General features: G+C 38.9%; 19 protein-coding genes and 1 pseudogene. 8 read left to right on the top strand and 12 right to left on the bottom strand.

The genetic code is table 11. The annotated features are described in order from the left end of the window. Positions 1-110 precede the first annotated feature (110 nt). Positions 111-2117, bottom strand: coding sequence for a transketolase (gene tkt / locus AC6ER8_RS01205; protein WP_497078665.1), 2007 nt, complete (start codon positions 2115-2117; stop codon positions 111-113). Between the two features lie 335 nt (positions 2118-2452). Here tkt and AC6ER8_RS01200 point away from each other — a divergent pair, with 335 nt between their 5' ends. Beyond that, a complete protein-coding gene (locus AC6ER8_RS01200) occupies positions 2453-2728 on the top strand; it encodes a DUF4164 domain-containing protein (RefSeq protein WP_005774573.1) in 276 nt (91 codons plus the stop codon). A 12-nt stretch (positions 2729-2740) separates the two neighbouring features. Then, positions 2741-3124: a cell division protein ZapA gene (locus AC6ER8_RS01195; protein WP_497074952.1), complete on the top strand. Its 384-nt coding sequence runs from the start codon at positions 2741-2743 to the stop codon at positions 3122-3124. A gap of 880 nt (positions 3125-4004) precedes the next feature. On the opposite strand, the gene AC6ER8_RS01190 is transcribed toward AC6ER8_RS01195, so the two are convergent. Genes AC6ER8_RS01190 through AC6ER8_RS01180 form a run of 3 tightly spaced genes read right to left on the bottom strand, consistent with a single transcriptional unit; the run spans position 4005 to position 6137 of the window. Further along, positions 4005-4157: a hypothetical protein gene (locus tag AC6ER8_RS01190; protein WP_497078663.1), complete on the bottom strand. Its 153-nt coding sequence runs from the start codon at positions 4155-4157 to the stop codon at positions 4005-4007. Between the two features lie 58 nt (positions 4158-4215). Then, entirely contained in the window at positions 4216-5652 is a 1437-nt protein-coding gene (gene pyk, locus AC6ER8_RS01185; RefSeq protein WP_497078661.1) for a pyruvate kinase, read from the bottom strand. After that, positions 5649-6137 carry a DUF1036 domain-containing protein gene (locus tag AC6ER8_RS01180; RefSeq protein ID WP_497078659.1) on the bottom strand — a complete coding sequence of 163 codons (489 nt, stop codon included), beginning with the start codon at positions 6135-6137 and terminating at the stop codon, positions 5649-5651. The genes pyk and AC6ER8_RS01180 overlap by 4 nt, the downstream gene beginning before the upstream one ends. Positions 6138-6410: 273 nt before the next feature. Between AC6ER8_RS01180 and AC6ER8_RS01175 the strand changes: the two genes are divergently transcribed. Then, complete coding sequence (locus tag AC6ER8_RS01175; protein WP_497078657.1) at positions 6411-6671, top strand: DUF2312 domain-containing protein; 261 nt, start codon at positions 6411-6413, stop codon at positions 6669-6671. Positions 6672-7305: 634 nt separating this feature from the next. Here AC6ER8_RS01175 and rimJ read toward each other — a convergent pair. From rimJ to AC6ER8_RS01155, 4 genes and pseudogenes are all read right to left on the bottom strand, one after another. Continuing rightward, a pseudogene (rimJ, locus tag AC6ER8_RS01170) lies at positions 7306-7869 on the bottom strand (ribosomal protein S5-alanine N-acetyltransferase). Between the two features lie 507 nt (positions 7870-8376). Further along, entirely contained in the window at positions 8377-10242 is a 1866-nt protein-coding gene (locus AC6ER8_RS01165) for an ABC-F family ATP-binding cassette domain-containing protein (protein ID WP_497079703.1), read from the bottom strand. After that, entirely contained in the window at positions 10242-10628 is a 387-nt protein-coding gene (locus AC6ER8_RS01160) for a YMGG-like glycine zipper-containing protein (protein WP_497078655.1), read from the bottom strand. The genes AC6ER8_RS01165 and AC6ER8_RS01160 overlap by 1 nt, the downstream gene beginning before the upstream one ends. A 104-nt stretch (positions 10629-10732) precedes the next feature. Continuing rightward, a complete protein-coding gene (locus tag AC6ER8_RS01155; RefSeq protein ID WP_497078653.1) occupies positions 10733-11368 on the bottom strand; it encodes a thiamine diphosphokinase in 636 nt (211 codons plus the stop codon). 147 nt (positions 11369-11515) lie between these two features. On the opposite strand from AC6ER8_RS01155, the gene AC6ER8_RS01150 reads away from it, so the two are divergent. Then, positions 11516-13081 carry a M48 family metalloprotease gene (locus AC6ER8_RS01150; protein ID WP_497078651.1) on the top strand — a complete coding sequence of 522 codons (1566 nt, stop codon included), beginning with the start codon at positions 11516-11518 and terminating at the stop codon, positions 13079-13081. Positions 13082-13454: 373 nt separating this feature from the next. On the opposite strand, the gene AC6ER8_RS01145 is transcribed toward AC6ER8_RS01150, so the two are convergent. Beyond that, positions 13455-14366: an RNA polymerase factor sigma-32 gene (locus tag AC6ER8_RS01145; RefSeq protein WP_497078649.1), complete on the bottom strand. Its 912-nt coding sequence runs from the start codon at positions 14364-14366 to the stop codon at positions 13455-13457. Between the two features lie 580 nt (positions 14367-14946). On the opposite strand from AC6ER8_RS01145, the gene AC6ER8_RS01140 reads away from it, so the two are divergent. The 3 genes from AC6ER8_RS01140 (at position 14947) to AC6ER8_RS01130 (ending at position 17779) form a co-directional block, all read left to right on the top strand. After that, positions 14947-16527, top strand: coding sequence for a hypothetical protein (locus AC6ER8_RS01140; RefSeq protein ID WP_497078647.1), 1581 nt, complete (start codon positions 14947-14949; stop codon positions 16525-16527). Positions 16528-16548: 21 nt separating this feature from the next. Next, positions 16549-16890, top strand: coding sequence for a ferredoxin FdxA (fdxA, locus tag AC6ER8_RS01135; protein ID WP_273754949.1), 342 nt, complete (start codon positions 16549-16551; stop codon positions 16888-16890). Positions 16891-17194: 304 nt separating this feature from the next. Beyond that, entirely contained in the window at positions 17195-17779 is a 585-nt protein-coding gene (locus AC6ER8_RS01130; RefSeq protein WP_497078645.1) for a CarD family transcriptional regulator, read from the top strand. Between the two features lie 2317 nt (positions 17780-20096). Here the strand turns inward: AC6ER8_RS01130 and rpmF are convergent. Beyond that, a complete protein-coding gene (rpmF, locus tag AC6ER8_RS01125; RefSeq protein WP_005774555.1) occupies positions 20097-20276 on the bottom strand; it encodes a 50S ribosomal protein L32 in 180 nt (59 codons plus the stop codon). Positions 20277-20704: 428 nt separating this feature from the next. Between rpmF and AC6ER8_RS01120 the strand changes: the two genes are divergently transcribed. After that, positions 20705-21607, top strand: coding sequence for a polyprenyl synthetase family protein (locus AC6ER8_RS01120; RefSeq protein WP_497078643.1), 903 nt, complete (start codon positions 20705-20707; stop codon positions 21605-21607). 1018 nt (positions 21608-22625) lie between these two features. On the opposite strand, the gene AC6ER8_RS01115 is transcribed toward AC6ER8_RS01120, so the two are convergent. Further along, positions 22626-23009, bottom strand: coding sequence for a hypothetical protein (locus AC6ER8_RS01115; protein WP_497078642.1), 384 nt, complete (start codon positions 23007-23009; stop codon positions 22626-22628). 501 nt (positions 23010-23510) lie between these two features. Next, positions 23511-24677, bottom strand: a complete 1167-nt coding sequence (locus AC6ER8_RS01110; protein ID WP_497078640.1) for an MFS transporter — start codon at positions 24675-24677, stop codon at positions 23511-23513. Between the last annotated feature and the right edge of the window lie 69 nt (positions 24678-24746).

Here is a 24746-nt window from a genome sequence, read left to right as displayed (position 1 = left end):
GACGTCAATATCTCGATTAATCACTCACTTATCCACAATAATGCACAATACTATCCACAACACTGAACAAAATATAATCCCCTATCCCCTACTTACGACAACACAAGTTGTCATTTTGTCTTTTCCTTTTTAATCTTTTCCAGCTTTCCTTCAGCGGTAGCCACAACATTTTCAGAAGTAATACCAAAATGCGCATAAAGAGCATCTATTGTTCCACTTGCCCCAAAGCCCTCCATACCAATAAACACACCATCACAGCCAATAAAACGTTCCCATCCTTGACAAACAGCCGCTTCAATCGCGATTTTAATCGGTGCATCACCAATGAGAGCCCGTTGATAAGAACCAGACTGTTGAGAAAAGAGTTCAAAACAAGGAACAGAAACCACACGGGTTGGGATACCTTTTTCTTCTAAGACTTCACGTGCTTTGACCGCAATTTGCAATTCTGAACCGGAAGCAAACAGAGTCACTTGCGCGTCATCACTGGCCGTTAACAATTCATAAGCACCAAGCATACAGAGGTTTTCTTTTTCATACTCTTGACGCAAAAGCGGTAAATTTTGTCGGCTCAAGGCCAAGGTAGAAGGCGTGTTGCGTGCTTTCAAAGCCAATTGCCAACACTCGAGTGTCTCTATAGCATCAGCAGGACGGAACACAAAATGATTAGGCATGGCGCGCAGGCTAGCCAAATGCTCCACAGGTTGATGAGTAGGACCATCCTCCCCAAGCCCAATAGAATCATGAGTCATGACATAAACCACCCGCAATCCCATGAGAGAAGACAAACGCATGGCAGGACGCATATAGTCAGAAAAGCATAAAAATGTTCCCCCATAAGGAATAAAGCCCCCATGAAGAGCCAGCCCATTCATGATAGCGCCCATGGCATGTTCACGAATGCCATAATGGAGATAACGTCCTGAAAAATCATCCGCCGCGATACTTTTCATCTGACTGCTTTTTGTATTATTAGATCCCGTTAAGTCGGCAGAACCACCAATGGTCTCCACCACGACTTCATTAATCACTTCAAGCGCCATTTCTGAAGCCTTACGCGTCGCAACAACAGGACGCTCTTCAACGAGTTTCTGTTTATAATCATCTACAGCGTTATCAAATCCCCCCACCAAATCACCCCGCATCAATCTTTCAAACTCCACCCGTTCTGAAACAGGAAGATCAGCCAATTTTTCTTCCCACTTTTGGCGCTTTTTAGCGGCATTAAGCCCTGCCAAGCGCCAGTTATCAAGAATATCAGCTGGAATAACGAAAGGTTCCGCCTCCCATCCCAAAGCGATACGGGTCTCAGCAATTTCGCGTGCTCCTAAAGGGGCTCCATGAACTTTATTACTTCCCGCTTTATTGGGCGCTCCAAAACCAATCGTTGTTTTACAAGCAATCAAGGTTGGTTTATCAGCATTGCGTGCTGCTTCAATCGCCCGTGCAATAGCGGCTTGGTCATGTCCATCCACTTTGAGTGTGTTCCAACCAGACGCTTGAAAACGGGTTATCTGATCTGTACTGTCGGCAAGAGAGATCTCTCCATCGATAGAAATATTATTATCATCCCACAACACGATAAGCTTATTGAGTTTCAAATGCCCAGCCAAGGAAAGTGCTTCTTGAGAAATCCCTTCCATCAGACAGCCATCTCCCACCAACGCATAAGTATAATGGTTGATCAGATCGCCAAAACGAGCATTGTGCAACCGTTCTGCAAGAGCCATCCCCACGGCATTTGCCAACCCTTGTCCCAGAGGTCCAGTCGTCGTTTCGATTCCTGCCGCATGCCCATATTCTGGATGCCCCGCAAGCTTTCCCCCTAATTGGCGGAAATTTTTGATGTCCTCAATACCAATATCTTCATAACCAGAAAGATAAAGCAGAGCATAAAGCAACATAGAGCCATGTCCTGCGGATAACACAAAACGATCACGATTAGGCCAATGCGGCTTTTTAGGATCATGTGCAAGGAATTGTGTATAAAGAACCGTAGCAATATCGGCAGCCCCCATTGGCAAACCCGGATGACCAGAATTTGCTTTTTCAATCGCATCAATAGCTAGAAAACGGATAGCATTAGCCATCTGATTCTGTTGGTGGGTATTTGTCATGAATGATCGACCATTTCATTAATACGTTATTTTGTTACTTTGTCTGTATTGTCTTAAAGTCTCTTAAGAAATACTCTTTTTAACCGTCAGCGTAAGACTTCTTGTTCCTACCTTAATAACACTAATAACACATTCCCCTCACGCATCCTGTATATCCATGTCATTTATGACAATACGCGCAAAAAATCCAGCTTTTAATTTATATCTATTCTCTGCTTTGCTTGCTAAAATATCCTACATACTTAAAAATAAAATACACACAATATTAAAATGTAAGTGATTCGTTTTTGCATAAGGCATTGATAAAGGATACAATTACTCAAAGGACAAAAGCAATGAACCAAGAGACTACGGTTCTACAAGATGCTCTAGAGCACCTAGAAAAAGCACTTAGAACCTTAGAGATCACCATAATAAACCGCAATGCCGTTATTGATAAAAATAACGAATGGGAAGAAGAAATTCAACGAATGAATGCAGACCGCAGCCATCTTGCCCAAGCGCTTGACAAAGCTGAAGCCCAAATTGAACGCTTAGAATCTGTTAACAAAGAAGTTTCCAAACGTCTTATTAAAGCAATGGAAACGATTCGCGTCGTCATTGATAGATAAAGGTTTGAATGTATGGAAACTGTTTCCGTTACCATTGATGGTAAAAATTATCGCATGGCTTGTAATAAAGGACAAGAACGTCATCTTATGGCGCTTGCAGCTCAATTAGATCAATATATTAGCCATTTAAAGAAGAATTTTGGTGAAATTGGCGATCATCGTTTATCGGTGATGGCCGGCATCATGATTATCGATGAAATGGAAGAAATAAAACGAGAAAATAAAAAGTTACAAGAAGACTACGATGCGCTTTTACGACTCCACAATGAAAGAGACCGTACCATGGGAGAAATTATGCGTGATACCACACAACGCATTGAAAAACTCACCAACCAATTGCTCAAAGATGATCAAAACAGCACAAACACTCAAGAACAAGAACAGGAAGACCTCTAAACACATATTAAACCGTAACAAACCAGCAATATGTGACGTATCTCCCACACGATTACAGGACAAAAATTCTTAAATTGACCTCCATAAACAGTCCGGTTTATTGAGGAGATTAATGTGCCTCACAAAAAAATAAGGCGCCGCCCAGTTGCAGTTTCACGGACTTATTTTAAAGAGATATCTTAGCACCCAAACTTATTTTACGATAGCACCCATGAATGCTATAAAGGCAAATCCATTAAAGCTCCCCCTCTTTACACTTGTAAAGGAAAAGAAGAAAATAAAGGAAAAAGCCGTCGCTCTTGCATACTATCCCCAATATTGCAACAGCTCTTGGCTCTTGAAATGTTTCGTACAAAGACGTGGCCTTTTGTAAGCGTTTTTATCTACAGAAGCCTTCTTGCTTATAACATAAAAGCAAATAGGGTTAATTGACACAAAATGGAACAAGTTTAAAATGATAAATATGATCTTGGGAAACGATCATTCCAGTTGAAGAACGTTCAATTATTATCAATCAATATATTGTCAACGCACTAACAATTCATACAACTCAATGCATAGAACTCATGATTTTTGCAAAAGACAGTGCACAAAAAATATATTTTAAAACGTCTTGACCCGTCATTTTTTTCCATAACATACGAATATAACTTTTTAAGTACACGATGTTTTGGGTATATAATTTTATTCAATTCTGTTTGCAAAAATTTCATCCGTTCGCAAAAATTTAAAATGAAAACAATTTTAAAGGTCTTGTTCAGACATCAAAAGAATAAACACTCATGATGAATGAACACCGCGCTCATAAGACAACATTTATCAAGCGATCCAAAACATACCTCAACAAGATAAAAAGATAAAAAAAGCCCCTCTTTAAATTCTAAACGACTGTTTCGTGATAACAACCAACACCCCAGAACACCATCCCCGCATCTGCGTCTGCCCCCAAACGAGTGCCAAACGCCGTGCTGTTTCCACAATGGAAGATCAAAGCAATAATGAGTCTATTGGGCCGCTCACAAGAAGCACGCACACCCGTGGTTCCTGAAGCCTTTTCAAAGGCACATGAAAAAAGATCATGTGTAAACGGATCAAAGCCCCTTCGTTCCATCTTGAGAGACAGAAGCAATACGCAAAAGATTTGTTGCACCAGGGGTTCCAAGAGGAACACCGGCTGTCACAAGGAAACGATCTCCCGCTTGGCAAAAACCTTCCTGAAAGGCAATGGCGGCTGCGCGATCAACCATATCCTCTAAACTCTTTGCATCCTCGCTCACCACACAATGAAGCCCCCAAACGAGTGCCAAACGCCGTGCTGTTTCCACAACGGGTGATAAAGCAATAATCGGTCTATTGGGCCGCTCACGAGAAGCACGCACACCTGTGGTTCCCGAAGCCGTATAGGCAACGATAGCCGCAAGTGAAAGTGTTTCAGCAATCTGACGCGCTGCAAGAGAAATCGCATCCGTTCCTGTTGATTCTGGTGCTGGATGTTGCGCTCCAACCTGAGCGGCATAAGTATGATCTTGTTCAATTTGCCGTGCGATCTTATCCATCATAAGCACCGCTTCTTCCGGATAACGACCAGAAGCAGATTCAGCAGATAACATCACCGCATCTGTTCCCGCATAAACCGCAGTAGCCACATCTGACACCTCTGCACGCGTAGGAACAGGAGATGTAATCATTGATTCGAGCATTTGTGTCGCCACCACAACAGGCTTTCCAGCTAAACGGCAAGCTTTTATCAGCTCCATTTGAAGTGCAGGGACCCTTTCTAAAGGCATCTCCACACCCAGATCGCCGCGTGCAATCATAATACCATCACAAACTTCAATAATCTTCTCTATATGCTCTAAAGCTTGTGGCTTTTCAATTTTAGCCATCAAAGATACCTTACTTTTCGTCAACCGACGCACTGCCATAATATCTTCTGGACGTTGAATAAAAGAAAGAGCAACCCAATCAACAGGCTGTTGCAAAAGAGCTTGAAGATCAGCCTTATCTTTTGACGTTATCGAATCAAAAGGCAAAGTGGTATCAGGAAAACTCACACCTTTTCGATCAGAAATACGGGTACCTGCAACCACACGACACTGAACAAAATGATCATCACAAACTTCAGCACAAAGCTCTAATCTTCCATCATCAATGAGCAACCGATCCCCTGGCTTAATCGCCGAAAAGACATCCCTATGTGGGAAAAAAACACGCTGTGCATCACCAAGTACATCGCGACTATCTAAGGTAAAGCTTTGCCCAACACGTAAATCTTCTTGACCGTTGTCAAAACGACCAATACGCAGTTTGGGCCCCTGAAGATCCACTAAAATACCAATGGGTCGTTGAACGATTTTTTCAACCTCCCGGATAGACTTGACCAAGTCACTCATTGTATCACGATCTGTATGGCTCATATTAAGGCGAAAAACATCTGCTCCTGCCCTAAAAAGCTTCTCAATCATTTCACGAGAAAAAGAAGCTGGACCAAGAGTCGCAATAACTTTTACTTTACGGGCACGTTTCACGGTGGAGAATTTCCTGAAAGAGATGGGACAACGGAATTATTGAACAAAGTTTCATCCGTCAACTGCACCATCCAACTGGTTTGATTACCGGTATCGATTTCCTTAAACTCAGCCTTTTGATATCCACGAGGAAAACAATCATGAACCCCTTGAATGGTAAACTGGCTATCTTGCACACACATGGTTATAGAACCTGCCCAGTTTCCTTTTTTTTGTGCCCCTTCCGCATAAAAATAATAAAACCGTGAAGCAAGGGGCCCTTCGATTAAGGTTTTACATTCTGTAACGGGAACCACCCACCAACCTTCGCTCACCCACCCTGAAAACGTACGATATCCAAGAGCAACCCCCACAGACTGTTGCGTTGTATTACACACCCTAAAGTCAGCTTTTGCACAAACAACAAGGGGGAACAAGAGCAAAATGCCCAAGAAAAAAACCTTTAATCCTTTTCTCAACGCCCAATATCGTTTTTTTACAATCACAAAACTTCCTCTATAATGTCAATATAATGTCAACTTTCAACAATTATAAATCTCTTTTTTCAAAAGTCTTTCAAGTCTAAAAACATATTTTCACATTTTTCTTTTTATAGCCCTTTTATGAAAGCATATATCTTAAAAATTTTACAAAATATTTAAAGTCAATTTGTAAAAAAATGATGGAGCTTGATTGACTGTTTGTTTTTCAAGCTTTTTCAACATAAATTCGGCATCGAAAAAAAACAACTTAAAATATATAACCTGGAGAATAATACCATGAGTGATACAGTAACCGATCAAACACACGCTATATCCGTCAATCAATTACGCTCTTTTATCGAACGGATTGAACGGCTAGAAGAAGAGAAAAAAACCATTTCTGATGATATTAAAGATGTCTACACGGAACTTAAAGGTTCTGGTTTTGATAGTAAAGCTGTTCGAAGCATTATACGGTTGCGCAAAAAAGAAGAGCATGAACGCATGGAAGAAGAAGCCATCATTGAGCTTTATAAAAATGCGCTTGGAATGAGTTAATATCTTTAACACCAATGGAAATTTTTTTAAGAAAGTAAAAATGGGAGAAAAACGCATGAATGCACAAAAATTCTGCTCCCCATGAGCAATTTGTGCAAAATAACAAAAAACGCATGTAACTTGTGACGAGATATCTGGTCACAAGGCTGCATAAGATGACAACAGCCCTCATATTTAAAAGGATTCATGAAAAGCGCATTTTTATTATGATTCTCCAATTATTTTTATTTATATGGGCATTTTATCCATAATAGCATTTCTTATCCATATGAGCTCCGCCTCTTTTGTAAAGCAACCGCACTTGTGCGTAAAAGCAAGGCATTTTGAGTGCTTCAACCTAAAAACAGAGGTAAAATGGAAAAAATTCTGCGATTTTGCGATATTCAAGGATTCTTCTTAAACTTGAAAAACAATGAATGATGATGATCAATCAATGCATTATCTAGGATAAAAAACATTTAAAGGAAGCGGCTCAAAGGAGGCCGCAACTGAAATCCACTCAACAAGGGGTATTTACAAAGGGGGATTTACAAAGGGGTATTTACAAAAAGAGAGATTTAAGGGGCTTTGTCTTTTAGAACAGTGAAGAATTCAGCATATTGATACATCTCATCAAAAGCCCCTTAAGAGAGCTTTATGCAGATCTATTGGCGGGTTCATAAAGATCATTTATTCGAGAAGTTAGAATATGATCTCTCCATTTTCCAGAAATCATCAAATAATCCTTGGCATAGCCTTCTTTTTCAAAATGAAGACGCTTTAATAACAGTCCGCTTTTTATATTCTCAGGTCTATAATTTGCCATGATCCTATGCAGGTGATAAACATGAAAGATATGACATATGAGCGCCGATAAACTCTCAGACATGAGACCTTTGCCTTGTTGTTTTTCATCAAGAGAAAAACCAAGATGACAGGCTTGAAAAACACCACGAACTACATTTGTGAAGTTCACAACACCAATGATTGTATTTTCATCTTTTAAGCGTACTGCATATCAATAGGCTTGTCCTTGTGCGCTTTCTAAAAAATAAGCATTGGCGCGTGCTTCCCAAGCAGCTAGAAAGTGATAATCATCAGATCTTAACGGTTCAAAAGGGCGCAGATGATTCGCATTACGCAAGTAATAAGAGGACAATTCAGCCGCATCTTCTAAACCAATCAATGTGGAAATTGTTCGCTTTGTTTTAATTGCCATCATTTTCTCCTCCTAGAAATATTGCAATTAATACGTTGATTAAACACAATAAATTATCATTTTTTTAAACTTAAATCATTAACGTCAAATACAACACGCTTTTCGCATCAAAACAGCTGCTTACATAAGAGTCAATGAGAACTATTTACTTTTCCGTCATAAGCAGAATTGGTGTGTTTAGGGTATAGGGTAAAGATTAAGAAAATGCCTTTTATGAAGGCTTTCAAATGCCAAGGGCTCTAACAACATTCAAAGGCTGGCATAAATTTGTGATGATACCGGCTGCTGTTTCACGAAACTTCAAAGATGAAAGTAGCTTGAATAAATTTACCGTTATACCATTCACGCGGGCACTATCGTGAAATATGAAACAGGTGTGACATGCTCTTTGAGAAATGTTTCTTTCATGTAAAGAATACTGTCGTCGTTCTTCAATATATCCAAGTGCTCTACAGAAAACAATGATGCAAAATCTCTTAAAATACTTTAATATTCATCTTTGAGACCTTAACATGAACAAGCTTCTATTTCTTCGCGTAAGATTTCAAGTTCTAGCCATTCTTCTTGCTTTTGTGTGCACATATTTTGTTTTTTTTCCAACGCTGTTGTTAAACGCTCAAAACGCTCTTTATCACTGCGATAAAGCGCTGGATCAGAGAGCTCTTGTTCAATTTTTTTGATTTCATTTTGCAACACAGCGATTTCTTCAGGCAACTTTTCCAATGCATAGACCTGCTTATAGGACAATTTGTTGCGTGTTTTTTTCTCTTCCGTGCTCTTCAAACGAGGATCTGTTGATAAAGCACGTTTTCCGTACTCACCCGTATGAGATTTTGAAGATGCTTTACGGTGCGATAATTCTATCCCCTTACGTTGTAACTTCAGGGCCTGCTTATTTTGTGCGATCATATCGCTATAGCCGCCCGCATACAAAACCCAATGACCATCACCCTCCGGTGCCAACATATGCGTTACAGTACGATCTAGAAAGTCTCTGTCATGACTTACCAACAAGACTGTTCCGGCAAAATCCGCAATAAATTCTTGCAACAAATCCAAAGTCTCCATATCCAAATCATTGGTTGGTTCATCAAGAATTAAAAAGTTTGCAGGACGCGAAAGAAGACGTGCAAGCATAAGGCGCGCTCTTTCTCCCCCAGAAAATTCTTTAAGGGGGGTGCGCGCTTGTTCCGGTAAAAATAAAAAGTCTTTCATATAAGAAACCACATGGCGTTCCTGCCCATTGATCACAAGAGTATCACCCCGCCCCCCTGTGAGATAATGCGCCAAAGTTTCTTCTTCATTGATAATCCGTTGCTGATCAAGCAATGCCATAGATAGGTTATAGCCATGCCGTACTGTTCCACTATCCACGGCTTCTTTCCCAATCAATGCGGAAAGGAGCGTCGTCTTTCCAATACCATTAGGCCCGACCAAACCAATGCGATCACCCCGCTGAATGCGTAAGGAAAAATCTTTCACAATCACACGATCACCATAAGATTTTGAAATTTTCTTTGCTTCGAGCACCAATTGACCAGAATCATGACTTTTCGCAGCGCTCAACAGTGCACTTCCCGGCGGCCCTTTATAGGTCTGATGACGTTGTCTTAAGTCTTTTAATTCCCCCAAGCGCCTTACATTACGCTTACGCCGTGCACTTACACCATAACGCAACCATTGCTCTTCACGAGCAATTTGGCGCCCCAATTTATGCTGCTCGAGAGCTTCTTCTTCCAATGCTTTATCACGCCAACTTTCAAATTCTGAAAAACGCTTTTCCAGTCTTTTCGTTGTCCCACGATCAAGCCACACGGTTGAACGCGTGACATTTTCTAAAAATCGTCGATCATGGGAAATCACCACAATCGCTGAACGCAAAGAAGATAAAACCCCCTCCAACCATTCAATAGTTGGTAGATCAAGATGATTGGTTGGTTCATCTAAGAACAAAATATCGGGTTTTGCTGCAATAGCCCGGAGCAATGAAACACGTCTCTTTTCACCCCCCGATAATGTTTCTAATTTTTCTTCCCCCGAAAAACCTAGCTTTGTGCGAAGCGTATTAATCCACTGAACATCCGATGTCGCGTCCAGTCCTGCTTCCATATAAGCATTAATATCTTCAAAACCTGAGCAATCCGGATTTTGAGAAACATAACGCAGGAGTACCCGAGGGTGGCGAAAAATTTCGCCACCATGCGGCTCTAATATTCCTGCGGCAATTTTTAATAGGGTCGATTTTCCACAACCATTACGGCCCACCAATGCAATACGCGCCCCCTGCTCAACCGATAAACACGCTTGGTTGAGCAAAGGCGTTGTCCCAAAGTTTAGGAAAATGCGGTCAAGCCGCAGCAATGGCACGACCATTAACGAATGCGGCGCGGACAAGATGCTTGATACGTTACCCCTCTTGCATCACGATAAGTACATAATTGCCGTACTGGGACTCTTTGCGCACAAGGTGCTTGGTAAATATACCCTCTACGACCACGATACGTGCACAACTGTGATGCCTGTTTTTGTTGTCTTCTTTGATTTACAGCCTCACCTGTTACTGTTCCAGCCAAAGCACCAAATGCCGCACCGGTAAGCGCTGCTCCAGGCCTGCTTCCACCAATAGCCGTTCCAGCCAAAGCACCAATTGCTGCTCCCCCGACACCATAACGTGCAACACGCTCATCATTTGTCGTACAAGCCACCGAACTGAAACCAATCGCAGAAACGACGGCCACTTTTAAAATTGATTTTAACATATCAAAACCTTTCCTTCTCAAGATCAATACATAATATATCGTTTATGTCAGCACTTAATCACTAAGCCCCCCCCTGCCTTATTCAAAATATTATTGGAAGAGCTTTATGGCATAGGCACAGACGCTAACAATATAGCTTTTCCAGAACCTAAATGGCAAGAAAAGGTTCCACAAATACGGTTAGAAAGTGTCAAAGATGAGCCAAATGACACATTTTTATCACAAATTGGCCATTTTACTCCTTTAAGTGTTAAGCCTTTTAAGTCAGAAAAACCGATAAGACTAAACAAACACCCCTTCGGCAAATCATAGGGCACAAGATTTGGTAAAACCGGCCAACCTTCTTCTAGGCCGCTTGTTAACAACACTGAAATGCCTTTCTCGGCCATCATCACGGCTTGCGTCATATGAGAAAGGCTATGATCACTTCGCTCCCCTCCCAAAGCCCCACATAAAATAAGCTTTTTAGCCCCATTTTGTAGCGCTCTTTCACAGGCCAAAGCGCTATCGGTCATATCTTTATCAGAGGGAAAAACCTCACGCGGAACATGGTTATATTTGTCGATCAGGGTCTGATCAGACGAGTCAAAATCCCCTAACCACAACTCAGGCTTTACATTAAGTGCTGCCGCATGACGCATCCCACCATCCGCAGCAATCACCCGACTGTTTTGAATTTGATTCAATAAACGATCAGTGATAGAAAGATCTCCATTTAACAATATCGTAAATGTTGTCATGCCATATTTTGCCTTTCACAAAACCTTATTCTCTAGCATCTTCTTATAAATCTAAGAGCCATTTTTTATAAACAAAAACCGTCATATAGCCAAACTAATCCTTACCCCTAAGGCTTCTCTTTAAAAACGTACGATACAAAGATATACATGAAATTTGCCACGATACACCCCACAAACAACATGTTCCGTGACTTAACACATCTCATTTCTCAATGGCGTTTTCTTTGTCGCGCGCCTCTTTATAGAGCAGCTTTCATCAGTTTAACGCTTCTCCTTTCAGCGTGTCATACACCCTCTTCTCAAAATGATAAGCTTTCTTCCATTTCTTCTAAAACAATCAAACGGACCAACCATAACAATATTTATGTCACATTAAGCGCTCTGCAACACCCCCGTATTGTGCAAATGTATGGTGGTGCCTATCATGATATAAAACTTGAACGCCTTTTAGCAAAGATTGTCCGTAAACTGATAATGGCCTCACACCATTCTTATCAAAGCTATTCTGTCACAATTCTAAACTCAGAAAGTGTTAATGCATTTGCGCTCCCCAATGGTTCAATCTACATCACCCGTGGTATGCTGGCACTTGCCAATGATTCTTCAGAAGTTGCCGCCATTTTAGCCCATGAGATGGCCCATATCAGAGCCAATCATGGCATTTTACGCCTACAAAAAGAAGCAGAGTTAAAGAAGATGACAAATCCTATGTCTCCACGTCTTCTTTCTTCTATGGATACAAAACTTCATAATCCCATGCAAAATAAGCAACAACTCGCACAATTTTCCCGCAATCAAGAGCTGGAAGCCGATTCCATTGCCCTCGAAATGCTCCAACAAGCAGGATATGATCCATTTGCCTCACCACGCTTTCTCCAAACAATGGAAGCCTATAGTGCTTTTCAGAATATCTCTGGCACTCAAAATACCTCGTTAGACTTTCTAGCCTCTCACCCAACGACCCCCCAACGCATTCGGCTTGCAATAGAAAAAGCCCGTAAAATCAGTAAACAAAACAAGGGACACACGGATCGCGATTCTTTTCTCAAAAACATTGATGGTATGACTTTTGGAGGAAGTTTTTATACAGGATTTGTACGAGGAAACCAATTTATTCACCCACAATGGCGCATCGCTTTTTCTATTCCCAATAATTTTACAATAGAACATTCAGCCCACACAGTTTGGGCAAGCGGACCCAATAAAATTGCGATTCGTTTGGATGCTGTTCCCCATCCTATTGGAATGTCTGCAAGCGATTATTTGAAAAGCGGGTGGATTATTGGGTTAGACCCATCCTCTATCCACCCCCTCACAATCCAAGGATACCCCCATCAAGAACACTTAAGCCAAAATTTACTTGGAGCGCAAGCCCGTGCAACCCATGAGCAATGGCAATTTGATGTGGTTGTCATTCTTTTTAATAATCATATTTTTCGTTTTCTGACAGCCGCCCCCTATAATTCTCAAAATTTTGCAGAAATTGCCCAAAAAACAATCCAAAGCTTTCATCCTCTTTCAACGTCGCAGCTAAAAAAATTGAAGCCCCTAAAAATCCGTGTTGTCCGCGTAAAACAAGGAGAAAACGTTGCAGACCTTGCCAATAAAATGCAACACACACCAAACAAAGAAAAACTCTTTCGCATTCTCAATGCCCTCTCACCAACTCAAACTTTACATGCCGGCACAAAAGTGAAAATTATTACAGACTAAGACTCCTTTTTCATCGGCTATCATCTTGATTCTTTTTTGTCTTTAATCACTCCCTCCTAAAACCTATTCGCAAATGAAGCAGGTCAATCCCTCAAACCAGCTTCATCACGCCCCCCGCACCTATACTCCCCTAAAAAGCCTTTATAGCGTGAAGATCTTCTAAATGATCTGTCAAGAGAACAAAGCGTTAATTTCCGCACAAGCCTCCTCAAACAAACCGCACCCTCCAATATTCCTCTGCTCATAAAGACAACTCAACACCACCCGCAAAGAGAGACGTATTATTTGATAAAGCAAACAAAACCCTCAAATCAGCTTCATCATGCCCTACGCCTCCTATGCACTCTCCTTTCCCTTAAAAGTCCTTCACGATTTATATATCGTAAGCATCTTCTGAATGAACCGTAAGGAGAGCAGAACGCAATTTCTGCAAAGCCCGTGCTTCAATTTGGCGCACACGCTCTTTCGAAATTCCTAATTTTTCACCCAAGACTTCTAGAGTGGCTCCCTCTTCATTTAAGCGACGAAAGCGAATAATTTCCAACTCCCGCTCGTTGAGAATTTGCAACGCATCGTAAAGCCATTGCGTACGCCGTTGACCATCAATCACTTGCTCAATTAAAGCGTCAGGAAGAGGATTCTCATCAACCAAAACATCCATCTTAGCAATGGGATTATCACTGTTTTCAGACACAGAAACGCTCAAGGAGTTATCTGAACTCGAAAAACGAAAATCCATTGTTTCAACATCGCGTACAGAAACACCGAGTTTTTCAGCAATTGTGCGAAAAATATCCTGTTTTGACAAAGCACTATCATCTTGCACCAATTTTGCGCGCAAACGCCGCAGATTAAAGAAAAGTGCTTTTTGGGAAGAGCTGGTTCCTCCTCGAACGATTGACCAATTTCGCAAAATATAATCTTGGATAGAAGCCCGTATCCACCACGTCGCATAGGTTGAAAAACGCACTTCCCGATCTGGCTCAAAACGTGCAGCAGCTTCCAACAAGCCCACATACCCTTCTTGTACCAAATCCCCTAAGGGCATTTTGAAACGTTTAAAACGGTTTGCAATAGCAATCACCAAACGCATATGAGCCGCTGCAATTTGATGCATGGCATCATCATCGTGTTTATCTTTCCATCGCAGAGCCAAATCATGCTCTTTTTGTCGTTCAAGATAAGGTGCTTGCATAGCAGAACGCATCATATTACGCCCTAAGCTTTTGTCTGCATCGCTATAATTTTTGCTGCTTTTATAAACAGCATTTGAAAGATTACCCATAATAACCCCTTGCGATTAAAATTATCAAAATTGATTTGGCAACGACATCATTGTTCTTCTTAAAAAGAACGCAAAAGTTGTCTATTTATGCCCCACTACTTTAGCGTGTAATTTTATAATCGCAATTGTTTTTTTAGTGTTATGGTAAAACTTTTTATCATACGATATCATTTCACCTGCAAAACACCCCTGCAATACGCCTTTTTGCCTATGAAATGTTTGAAAAAAAAATCTCTTCACTTTTCATGACAAAACAGTAAAAAAAATAAAATGATCAGACAAAATACATGCTGCTTTTTGGATGACCGATTCTGCTTCCTTTTAAATTTGAAAGAATCTATTTTTTGTGCTTTTAGCTTTACATTACAACTAATAAGTGTAATTTACAAATATAAAACATCCTAACTGAATGAAAACTGAATAAAAAAGCAGCATCTAAGTTTTAAAGGCACAAAAAGAAACCTCAAAAAACGACAAGAGTGATTGAAGCAAGCGCAACAAACGTGTTAAAGAAAAAGCAGCATTATGGAGTTGTCGCAAAAAGGTTTTTACCAGTGTTGCACTGAGAAAGAAAATGATCATGGATAGCAAGATTGTTCAACACAATGAGATTTTTCAAGATGATATTCTCATTGAAAAATACGGAAAGGGTAAATTTGAAGGTTTTCGTTTTTATGCCAACAAAAACGATACGGATCAAACAGCTGAGAAGCAGGACTCAATAGAGAATGAAGATTTGATTCTTGCGTTTTCCAAACGCGCAACACGTTTTTGTGCTTGTGCCAATGGCGATTTTACCCTCAGTTCTGATGGCATTGTACGCTGGATTGGTCAACCCGTAGGACAGCTTGTAGCAACAGAGGATTTTTTCAAACCCAAACTAATTGTTTTAGCAGACACACAACTCATCGAAGAATCCCGCGATAACGTCGTGCAAAGACTAGAGCGTTTTGTAACATTTCATTTTGAAACGGCTTTAAAGCCTCTATTTGATTTGCGCAATGCCGATAATTTGACGGATTCAACCAATAATCTTGCCTTAAAACTGGTTAACGCTTTAGGGGTTTTACCCCGCCGCGAAGTTTTAGACCTTGTCAAAAACCTTGCACAAGAATCACGTGCTGTGCTTCGGCGTCTAGGGGTGCGTTTTGGTGCTTTTTATATCTATGTTACCGGAATACTTAAACCCGCTCCAGTTCAAGCCATTACTCTTTTGTGGAATCTTCAAAATGCAGGAGAAGAGCAAACAGGTTTGGGTGAAATTTTCACAGCGTTATCAGCTGGTCGCACCTCTTTAATTGTTGAACCTACCTATAACCGCCAATTTTATCAATTGGCCGGTTACCGCATCTTAGGACAAAGAGCCGTACGGGTTGATATTTTAGAGCGTCTTGCCAATCTCATCCGCCCCGCTCTTCATTGGAAACAAGGAATGACCCCAAAACCCGATGGCGCCTATGACGGTAAAAGTTTTTTTGTAACTCCAGCCATGATGTCCATTCTTGGAGCCAATGGAAATGATATGGAAGAAATCCTCAAGGGACTCGGCTACCAATCCTGCAGTATAAGCCATGCTGTTTTTGAGCAAAATCTCCTTGCACACCAAGCCGCTTCCCCTGCCAATGTGACAACACAAGGTGTTCCTGAAGCAGAATGTGTAGGCAGTTACTGGCAAACAATCAGTATTTTAGAGAAAACACGAGAAGAAAAAAACACTTCACCCCTGAATAGTTTATCTTCTCATATTGAAAAACATCCCCATAAAAACAATGATTTACCAGCAGCTGAACCCGTTGGAAATTTTGCCAAACCCACTCCCCCTATCGCAGAAGATAAAGTTATTTTATTATGGCATTATAGGCATCAATCTCACCACGATACACAAAAAAAACGTGATAAATCCGGACATAAATGGAAAAATAAATCCAAAAGCGCTGTAAAAAGAGGGAACAATGCAAATGGAAATTGCCCTCAAGAAACCTCCTCACAAACAAAACGTTCTCATAAGTTTTACAAATCCCAAGACAAGCGTGTAAATCATAAACCCTTTCAAAAAGAAAAGCGTCTTAACCCTGATTCACCTTTTGCAAAACTCGCTGTACTACGCGATCAACTCACCAATCATAAAAATACGCACACCGTTGCCTCTAAAGAGCATTAAAATAACAAATGGAGTTTGATCTTGACCCACGTCGTAACCGACAACTGCATTCACTGCAAATATACGGATTGCGTTGAAGTTTGCCCTGTTGATTGTTTTTATGAAGGTGAAAATATGTTGGTCATTCATCCTGATGAATGCATCGATTGCGGCGTTTGTGTTCCAGAATGCCCAGCAGAAGCCATTATACCCGATACAGAACCAGGACTCGAGCAGTGGTTGGAACTTAATCTTCATTATGCCAATAAATGGCCTAATCTGACAACCCGAAAAGAACCTCTTCCTCAAGCAAAAGAAATGGATGGCGTTCCCAATAAACTAGAAAAGTATTTTTCAGAAAATCCAGGAAGTGGCGAAGAGTAATGATACAGTGTACAGCCCCTTCTTCAACAAGTAAAAGACTTCTCTTGTAGAAATAAAAAAATCCTTAAGCGAAATGATTGATTCTTTTAAAGTTTGATGTTAGTGTTATTCTAACATGATCATCTTTCTAAGTATTTTTCTTTGCTTTTTGTAATAAAGCAACGTATTTTTTTTGGATTTAAAAGTACTCAACTTTTATGCTCACTTAATTGGTACAATATACTTGGTTAAAGAAAACTCAACCCTCAGGTTTATAGCCTGTTTTCCGATACATTTGTTGATCATAAGGGAGTAAACTAAAATTATGGCATCCCAACATGGAACATCTTCCAAGATTAAAGAATTTGCAACCTCTGAATATATTGTCTACCCTACGCATGGAGTAGGACAAATTATAGCGATTGAAGATCAAGAAGTTGCAGGACACAAATTAAAACTCTTTGTCATTCATTTTGCAAAAGATAAAATGGATGTCAAAGTTCCCATTGCAAAAGCCCTTTCCGTTGGAATGCGAAAGTTATCTGCAGGTGATTCCGTCGAACGCGCCTTAAAAATCTTACGTGGAAAAGCACGCGTTAAACGAACCATGTGGTCTCGCCGTGCTCAAGAGTATGATGCTAAAATAAACTCTGGAGATCTTATTTGTATAGCCGAAGTGGTCCGTGATCTTTTTCGCTCTGACTTACAGCCCGAACAATCCTACTCTGAGCGTCAACTTTATACTGCTGCTCTTGAAAGAATGGCCCGCGAAATTGCAGTTATTAATAGCCTTTCTGAAACAGAAGCGATCAATCTCATCGAGATGCATCTCTCCAACAAACCAAAGCGTGAATTTAAAGCTGAGAGAGAAGAGACAACTGAAAATAGCAAAGCTGTCTACGCTGCATAATACACTCTTCATAAAAAACAGAATACTTTGATAAAACCAGCAAATGCTGGTTTTATTTTTTTATCATCCGCTGGCTGCGTCCTTAAAAACAAAATTTCTTGAAGCACCAATAAACCATCTAACTTTTCGACAAATTCCCTCCACCTTTACCTCCTGCGCCTTACTTCACAGATAATCTATTGATTAATCATCATAATAATTATTTTCATATTTAATCGTAAGTCTAAATCTAAGAAGATTACATTAAACCATTAAAATAACTTTCTTACATGTTTTATTCAATATATTGATTTATAAAGATAATTTATCTTTTTTATATTAAATAAAATCTCATAAAATTCTTTTATTCTAAACCTACTCCATGTTGAATCAATTAAAAACACTCTCTTCCCCGTTACAAACGGAAAGGTTATATGAATAAAAACTTTACAAAAAAGACAGGCCTTTTATGAAAAATTTCAAAAGTTAAAAGCTATTTGCAACACCCACGAGCCAGCAAAATGTATGACAGTGCTCGCTTGCACGTTTATAAAGCTTAAAGAGAGAATAAATAAATTTTTTATTATTTCATGAAGCTTTATCGTTCTACCCTTCATAAAATATCATCACGAAATGCACTTAGGGATACGTTGAAAAATGTTTTTTAAAAAAAACGCGTATATGTATAGAATGAGTATATTCCGTTTGGAGCTTTCTATTTTACGTGATGATTATGATTCCATAAAAAACGATAATTTTCATTTTTTAAAAAACATTACCGTAGAGGCTTTTGAAAATCATAAAACTTAATTTTAAAATGATGATCAAGATGGAAAGCTAATTTGCATCTTTACAGCTTTATATTTTTCCTCCATTAGCCGATCTTCCTATTTTTAAAATTATACAAACAGAAATACGCAAATACCCTCACCGCAATTGAGCATATAAAAGCTTACACAGCGACACTTATCCGTTTCAGTCTCACACATGCTATGGCATTAGGGTCGGATGCTAATTTTCAAGCAATAAAAAAAGCCTACACTCTCTTAGGAAAAAAAGAATCATAAGATCATAACCATACCAACAATGAATTAAAGAAATGTTCCAGTTTTTGATCAAATATTTTGTAAAAAACAATGACAAAAAAATGGGCTGTACATCTCCTTATTCTTTTGGACATATATATATCCTTTATATCATATACATAAAAACCAGATTGATGATGTTATCTGGATAACCCTTGGTCAGAAACTATGAAAAGAAAGCGTAATGCTAGAAAAGCCTCATGTGCTTTTATTATCAAAAGCACGAAAGATTATTGAATAAATCCCCTTCTATCTTACAATAGGTTTCTTTTTCTGCTTATACACCAGTAACACCAGCAACCATTGAGCCTCCAATGTTATAACAGCTCTTCCATTTGAGAACATCCATTATAGGTATTTTTCTTTCTTATACAATTTTTCACCCATAGGCCATCCCCACTGAGAACACGTAAGCAAATAACTCATCCTCGCTTCAGCATGGAACAGATTTGAAATAAAAAAATCAAAATCTTTCATTTAAAACACTAAAAAATAAATAATCTTTATAAAATCAATGTGGTGTGGATATGCATCACACGCCTTTTATTGAAAACTGCATGTTACACGATAAACTCCATGGATAAACCATTGGCCATTCATCACACATTCTCAATAAAAGTACCTCATGCTTTAAAGTCTTGAGTTAACCACCCTCAATGATGATATTTTATGGTCTCATAGAGTGAGAAAGAAATACCCCCTCAAAGTTATAGAACTAAATGCATGACGAACAGAATATAAAGTTTTATAGTTATAACAACATTGATTATTTTTATATCTGCCTTTAACCTTTTCTAGCAAATGACTCTTTAAAAATTTTTTCAAAAAATGATTCTATGCGTGCGCTAACTTTGGATAGCCAAGCTCTTAACGAAATCATCATAAAAAACTCTGCACACAAGCAATCCTTATATTGCCTCTCAAGAAAACAAGAAAATCATCCCCTACAGTAGAATCATTTTTCTACGGCAAAACCTCACCCTCTATCCAAGAAAAGTAGACAATGCACGGCTTAAAAACGTGCATCAACCGATGAATCAAAGGAAATCTACCACCGCAGAAAGAAATAAACCGCTAAAGTCTTAACCACTAAAACGGAACGTCCACGATACATTCCCGTCTTTAAATCAATCTCATGAAGGGGATACAAAGATTCCTCAACAGACATCTCAAATCAGAAAATGCACGGCTTAAAAACGTGCATCAACCGATGAATCAAAGGAAATCTACCACCGCAGAAAGAAATAAACCGCTCAGTCCTTAACCACTAAAACGGAACGTCCACGATACATTCCCGTTTTTAAATCAATATGATGAGGGCGACGCAATTCACCTGAATTTTTATCTTCGATATAAGTCGGCGCCTTCAGAGCATCAGCCGAACGGCGCATGCCCCTCTTCGCTGGAGAGGTTTTTCGTTTAGGTACAGCCATAAAAAGACACTCCAAATCCATTAAAACAGAAAAAGCAATGCCAAAAATGACAATGCTTCATTTAAAAACACCATAAAATTTTGAAAGCACTATACACTGATAAAAAAGAAGAGGCAATGTCAAAATGATCCTCCTCGTACCAAAAATAATCTTCTTGTTATCAAAAATGATATCCCAATAATTCAGTCAATATCAAAAATACCGAAAAATTTGAAAGTTTTATACAGCAATAAAAGCATTTTTATAAGACGAATATTTAATTTTTATTTGGCTTTAAAAGGGATTTGCACATACAATAGAGATACGCATAATAAAGGGACGTTTATTTTTAATAAAAAGCGACACCAATTGATGAAAACAAGAAAAAGCACCAACCTTTCTCTTTAAACTTCATAATTTCATTTTTGTAAAAACAGAAGGAAGCAAGAATGCACGAATTTACCACCCTTCTTGCAAGACATGGCCACACCGTTGAAAGGCGACTAAGCACACTGTTAAGTGATCACATCCAAAATGGTGAAATTTCACGTCCTGAAAACTTAATCAAAGCCATGCGCTATGGTGTACTGAACGGTGGAAAACGCCTACGACCTTTTCTTGTGATTCAAAGTGCTGCACTTTTTGATATCCCTGTAGAGCGCTCACTTGATGTTGCCTGTGCTTTAGAATGTGTTCACTGTTATTCGCTCATTCACGATGATCTTCCAGCCATGGATAATGATACGCTCCGACGTGGAAAACCTACCGTCCACATAGAATTTGATGAAGCAACAGCAATCCTCGCAGGCAATGCCCTGTTGACCTTTGCCTTTGAAATCATTGCTCATAAAGCGAGTGCACTATCGACAGATATCAAAATAAAATTGATTACAGCTCTTGCACAATCAGCTGGTCTTGGCGGTATGCTAGGGGGACAAATGCTGGATCTTGAAGCTGAAAAAAAACCGCAAGAGAGTACTGACATCATCACACTACAACGCATGAAAACAGCAGCTTTGATGAGCTTTGCTTGCCAAGCAGGCGCCATCATTGGCAGAGCATCCAAAGAATTAACGACAAAGTTGACGACTTTTGGAACCTATCTTGGTTTAGCTTTTCAATTAACCGATGATCTTCTTGATGTCACCGCTAACACGCAAACCCTAGGCAAAACCGCTGGAAAAGATGAAGCAGCACAAAAAGCAACTTTTGTTCGTCTTTATGGCATTGAAGAAACCCAAAAAAAGCGAAATGCACTCATCACAAAAGCAGAAGCCCTCTTACACCCTTTTGGCGCCCAAGCACTCCCCCTCCAACAAGCCGCTCGCTTTAGTGCAATACGCAAAAATTAGCCTCATCCGCCCTATTGTCTTCCACCCTGTTATACCTATCGTACCTCATCATCTTTCTCGTTGCTGACACAAGAGATTTTTCAAAAAACTTACCCTTGATCCACATTATACCATCAATCTCATCATTCAACGAATGTTTCAATTAATCATATAACTATTTGATTTATAATGATAATATAACGTTATCCATACTGCACAAGAGTCATGAATACCATAATATTGGTTCATTCCAAATCTGTTGATGTTGAATAAATCAAAAACTATTTTCTTACACAATACAAACTGGAGTATGGAAAGATATTCAAGAGAGAGCTAAATACTTCTTATGAACCATCTGAAGTACCAAAGGCTGTAACCCTCGCAAGCGTGAATGATGAGGCCGATTTGCTCTTTCGAAAAACAGAAGCTCTTTTACAAAGTCATAGAATAACTTCAGCTTAAACAATAATCACCACTGTCCTTCAGTTTGTCAGAATCTTTATCAAATTTATTTAATTCATTGCATAAAAAATTACACAAAAGAATGATTCTTGCGACAAAGAGGTACGTTCTTCTTATTATTCCATAGAATAACACCATTTGACCTCCTCCTCACATTTCAAAGAACAAAGATACCAGTGCCGATTTATAAACCATTTGAATTCTCTAAAGCGTATGCTCACGGTTGCTGTATGGTTCCCCACATAAGGCGCAACAAACAAGCCTTTAAGAATATTCACCACGCACGTAAGACCGAATAGGTAAATTTTATATCTCTTCACATCTCCACATCTCAAGCGACGGTATTTTACGGCATAATAGGATCATTATAAGCCCTTTTTTCAAACCAAAAATAAATTTCATTCTTTAAGTAAAATTTTCTCATAAAGATGAAACGTATCATAATAACCGAACCTATAACCGTTTCCAAAGCTGGAAAATATGACCATAATGAAAAAATAGGTACCATATCAAAGAAAATACTGAAATGTTCAATCGCACCATAACCATTGAATATCTTTCATTTTCTCACTCAATGTTATTTATAAATTCTTCTTGGTTGCATCATGTCATGTATTATGTGGAGCTCTTTGCAAAAACGCGCTATTTGTTGAACACTTTCACCATGGCCAGCACTCATACTCGACACGAGATCAATCATTTGTGTTTTGGGACTAATACCATTCCCACTTGAAGAATTCAGAAATCTTTTCGCATAATCAATCATAGGATCTTTAGAATTCATAGACATATTATAGGCCCAGATAAAATCGCTTTCTCTCCAGTTATAGTCATAACGCAAACTGCTTATGACATTGGGTAACATTGCCCATGACATCTCTTCATTATAATCACCGCGCAATAAATTGACAAAGCGTCCACATAAAACAATTAGTATATGACGATGCCATATACTATCCAATCTAGACGATATATTCTGATAGCCGCGCCTATATATGAAGTTTCTTGCTTCTTCTTGCTTTTGAAAATGTTCAAAAGCTTCATATTTTTCACTGATATATTCTTCGTAAAGTTTATTGTACTGCTCTTAAACTATCGACGCGCGTACATCCCCATAAGATTAATACAGAAAAAAATGTTATAAATGTTACAAAATGCATTATGGATAACGACTTCATCGCTTAATCTTTTAATAACTATAAATTTGTTTAATTTCACTGATTCCTATCAAGTATATCAATCTGTATTATTTTTATCACTTATGTGTAGCAAATTATACTCAACAATATTGCTACACTTAGCTTTATTTCCTCTTAAAAGAGGGAATATCATTCAAAGTATCCATCAATAGTTTATTATTCAACTTTCTCATTGAACATGCAAAACGATGATACGCCTCCATCAAAGACTTTATCCACTATAACAGCTCATAAAACACACGTATCATAGTACGTTCTTATTCTCACAGAGCTTTTTTGAGAGTTCCTTCTAAAAAAAACACTGCTAACAGATAGATCAATAAATAAAGAGAAAAAATATAAACGAGGGAGAAAAAACCAAACATATTGACCATAGATGCACTCATGTAAAACAATACCAACAGGCTAAATCTTCCCACAGTGGACAAAAAAGACTCGTATGTCGCCCTGAAATGATCGCTAATGCTATCATGGAGGAAAACTTCTACACGAAGATAAGTATACTTAATGAGATAAAAAATCATACAGACTAAAAGAATAGCCATTTCTTTTCTTAGTTCAAAGAAAACCCCTGTAAAAATCATTGAAACCGAAAGAAACAACAATAAAACAAAATTTATCTTCTCACTGAGTTTTGTAAAGAGAAAACTCGCCAAGAGCTGAGAGAGCAATATCAGAGAAAACGTTATACCAAGCTCAAAATAAGTGATATGAATATCATAATCTTTAAAGATCCACTGCCAATATTGCGAAAAAATATTGAAAAAAATCAATGAAAAATAAAAGCATAAAGAGATATAAGGCACTTTAACAAAAATAGAGATCATCTCTTTAGCTTCACCAATGAAAGAATTCGCCTGAAGAGAATGGACATGACGCGTTTTTTTCTCTCCTTTGAGATCATCAAGAAAAAACAAACCAAATCCTGTTGTCATCAACATTAAAAACGCCGCGATATACCATATATATTGGCTCGAATAATCAGCAAAATAAGCACCGATCAAACTAAAGACAAACATGCCGATGTAATTATATTGCGCGCTGGATCCAAGTACTTTTTTAGTCGATGTCACTTTGGCTTTTGCATATTGAACAAGCAAAGCATTATAAGCCCCCGCAATCAATGTCAGCGACACTGCATTAAAAGATTCTGCCACAAGAAAACCATAAAAGCCCGTGGAAATTCCCATAAGAAAGAGCCATATGGCTGCAAAAGCCGCTGCCAAAACGATTGATATTTTATAACTTTTTCGATCAGCAAAATACCCCAAAGGGATATCTGTCACCATCATAATAAAAGCCTGAAATGACTTAATGATCCCGATATCAATAAGCGTTAAACCTTTTTCAAGCATATAAAAGACAATAAAAGCACCTGTTAAAATTCTTATACCGTTAAATAAAAATCCAAAGGCTAATATACTTGCCATTCATCCCCCACTAACGCCCAAAAAGAGCGCCGTATACATCATTTTATATCAATATAAAATCACATTTTA

The organism is Bartonella sp. SL320 (assembly GCF_059687635.1).
The sequence above is the reverse complement of the archived record's forward strand: the minus strand, read 5'-3'. Positions and strand labels throughout refer to the sequence as shown.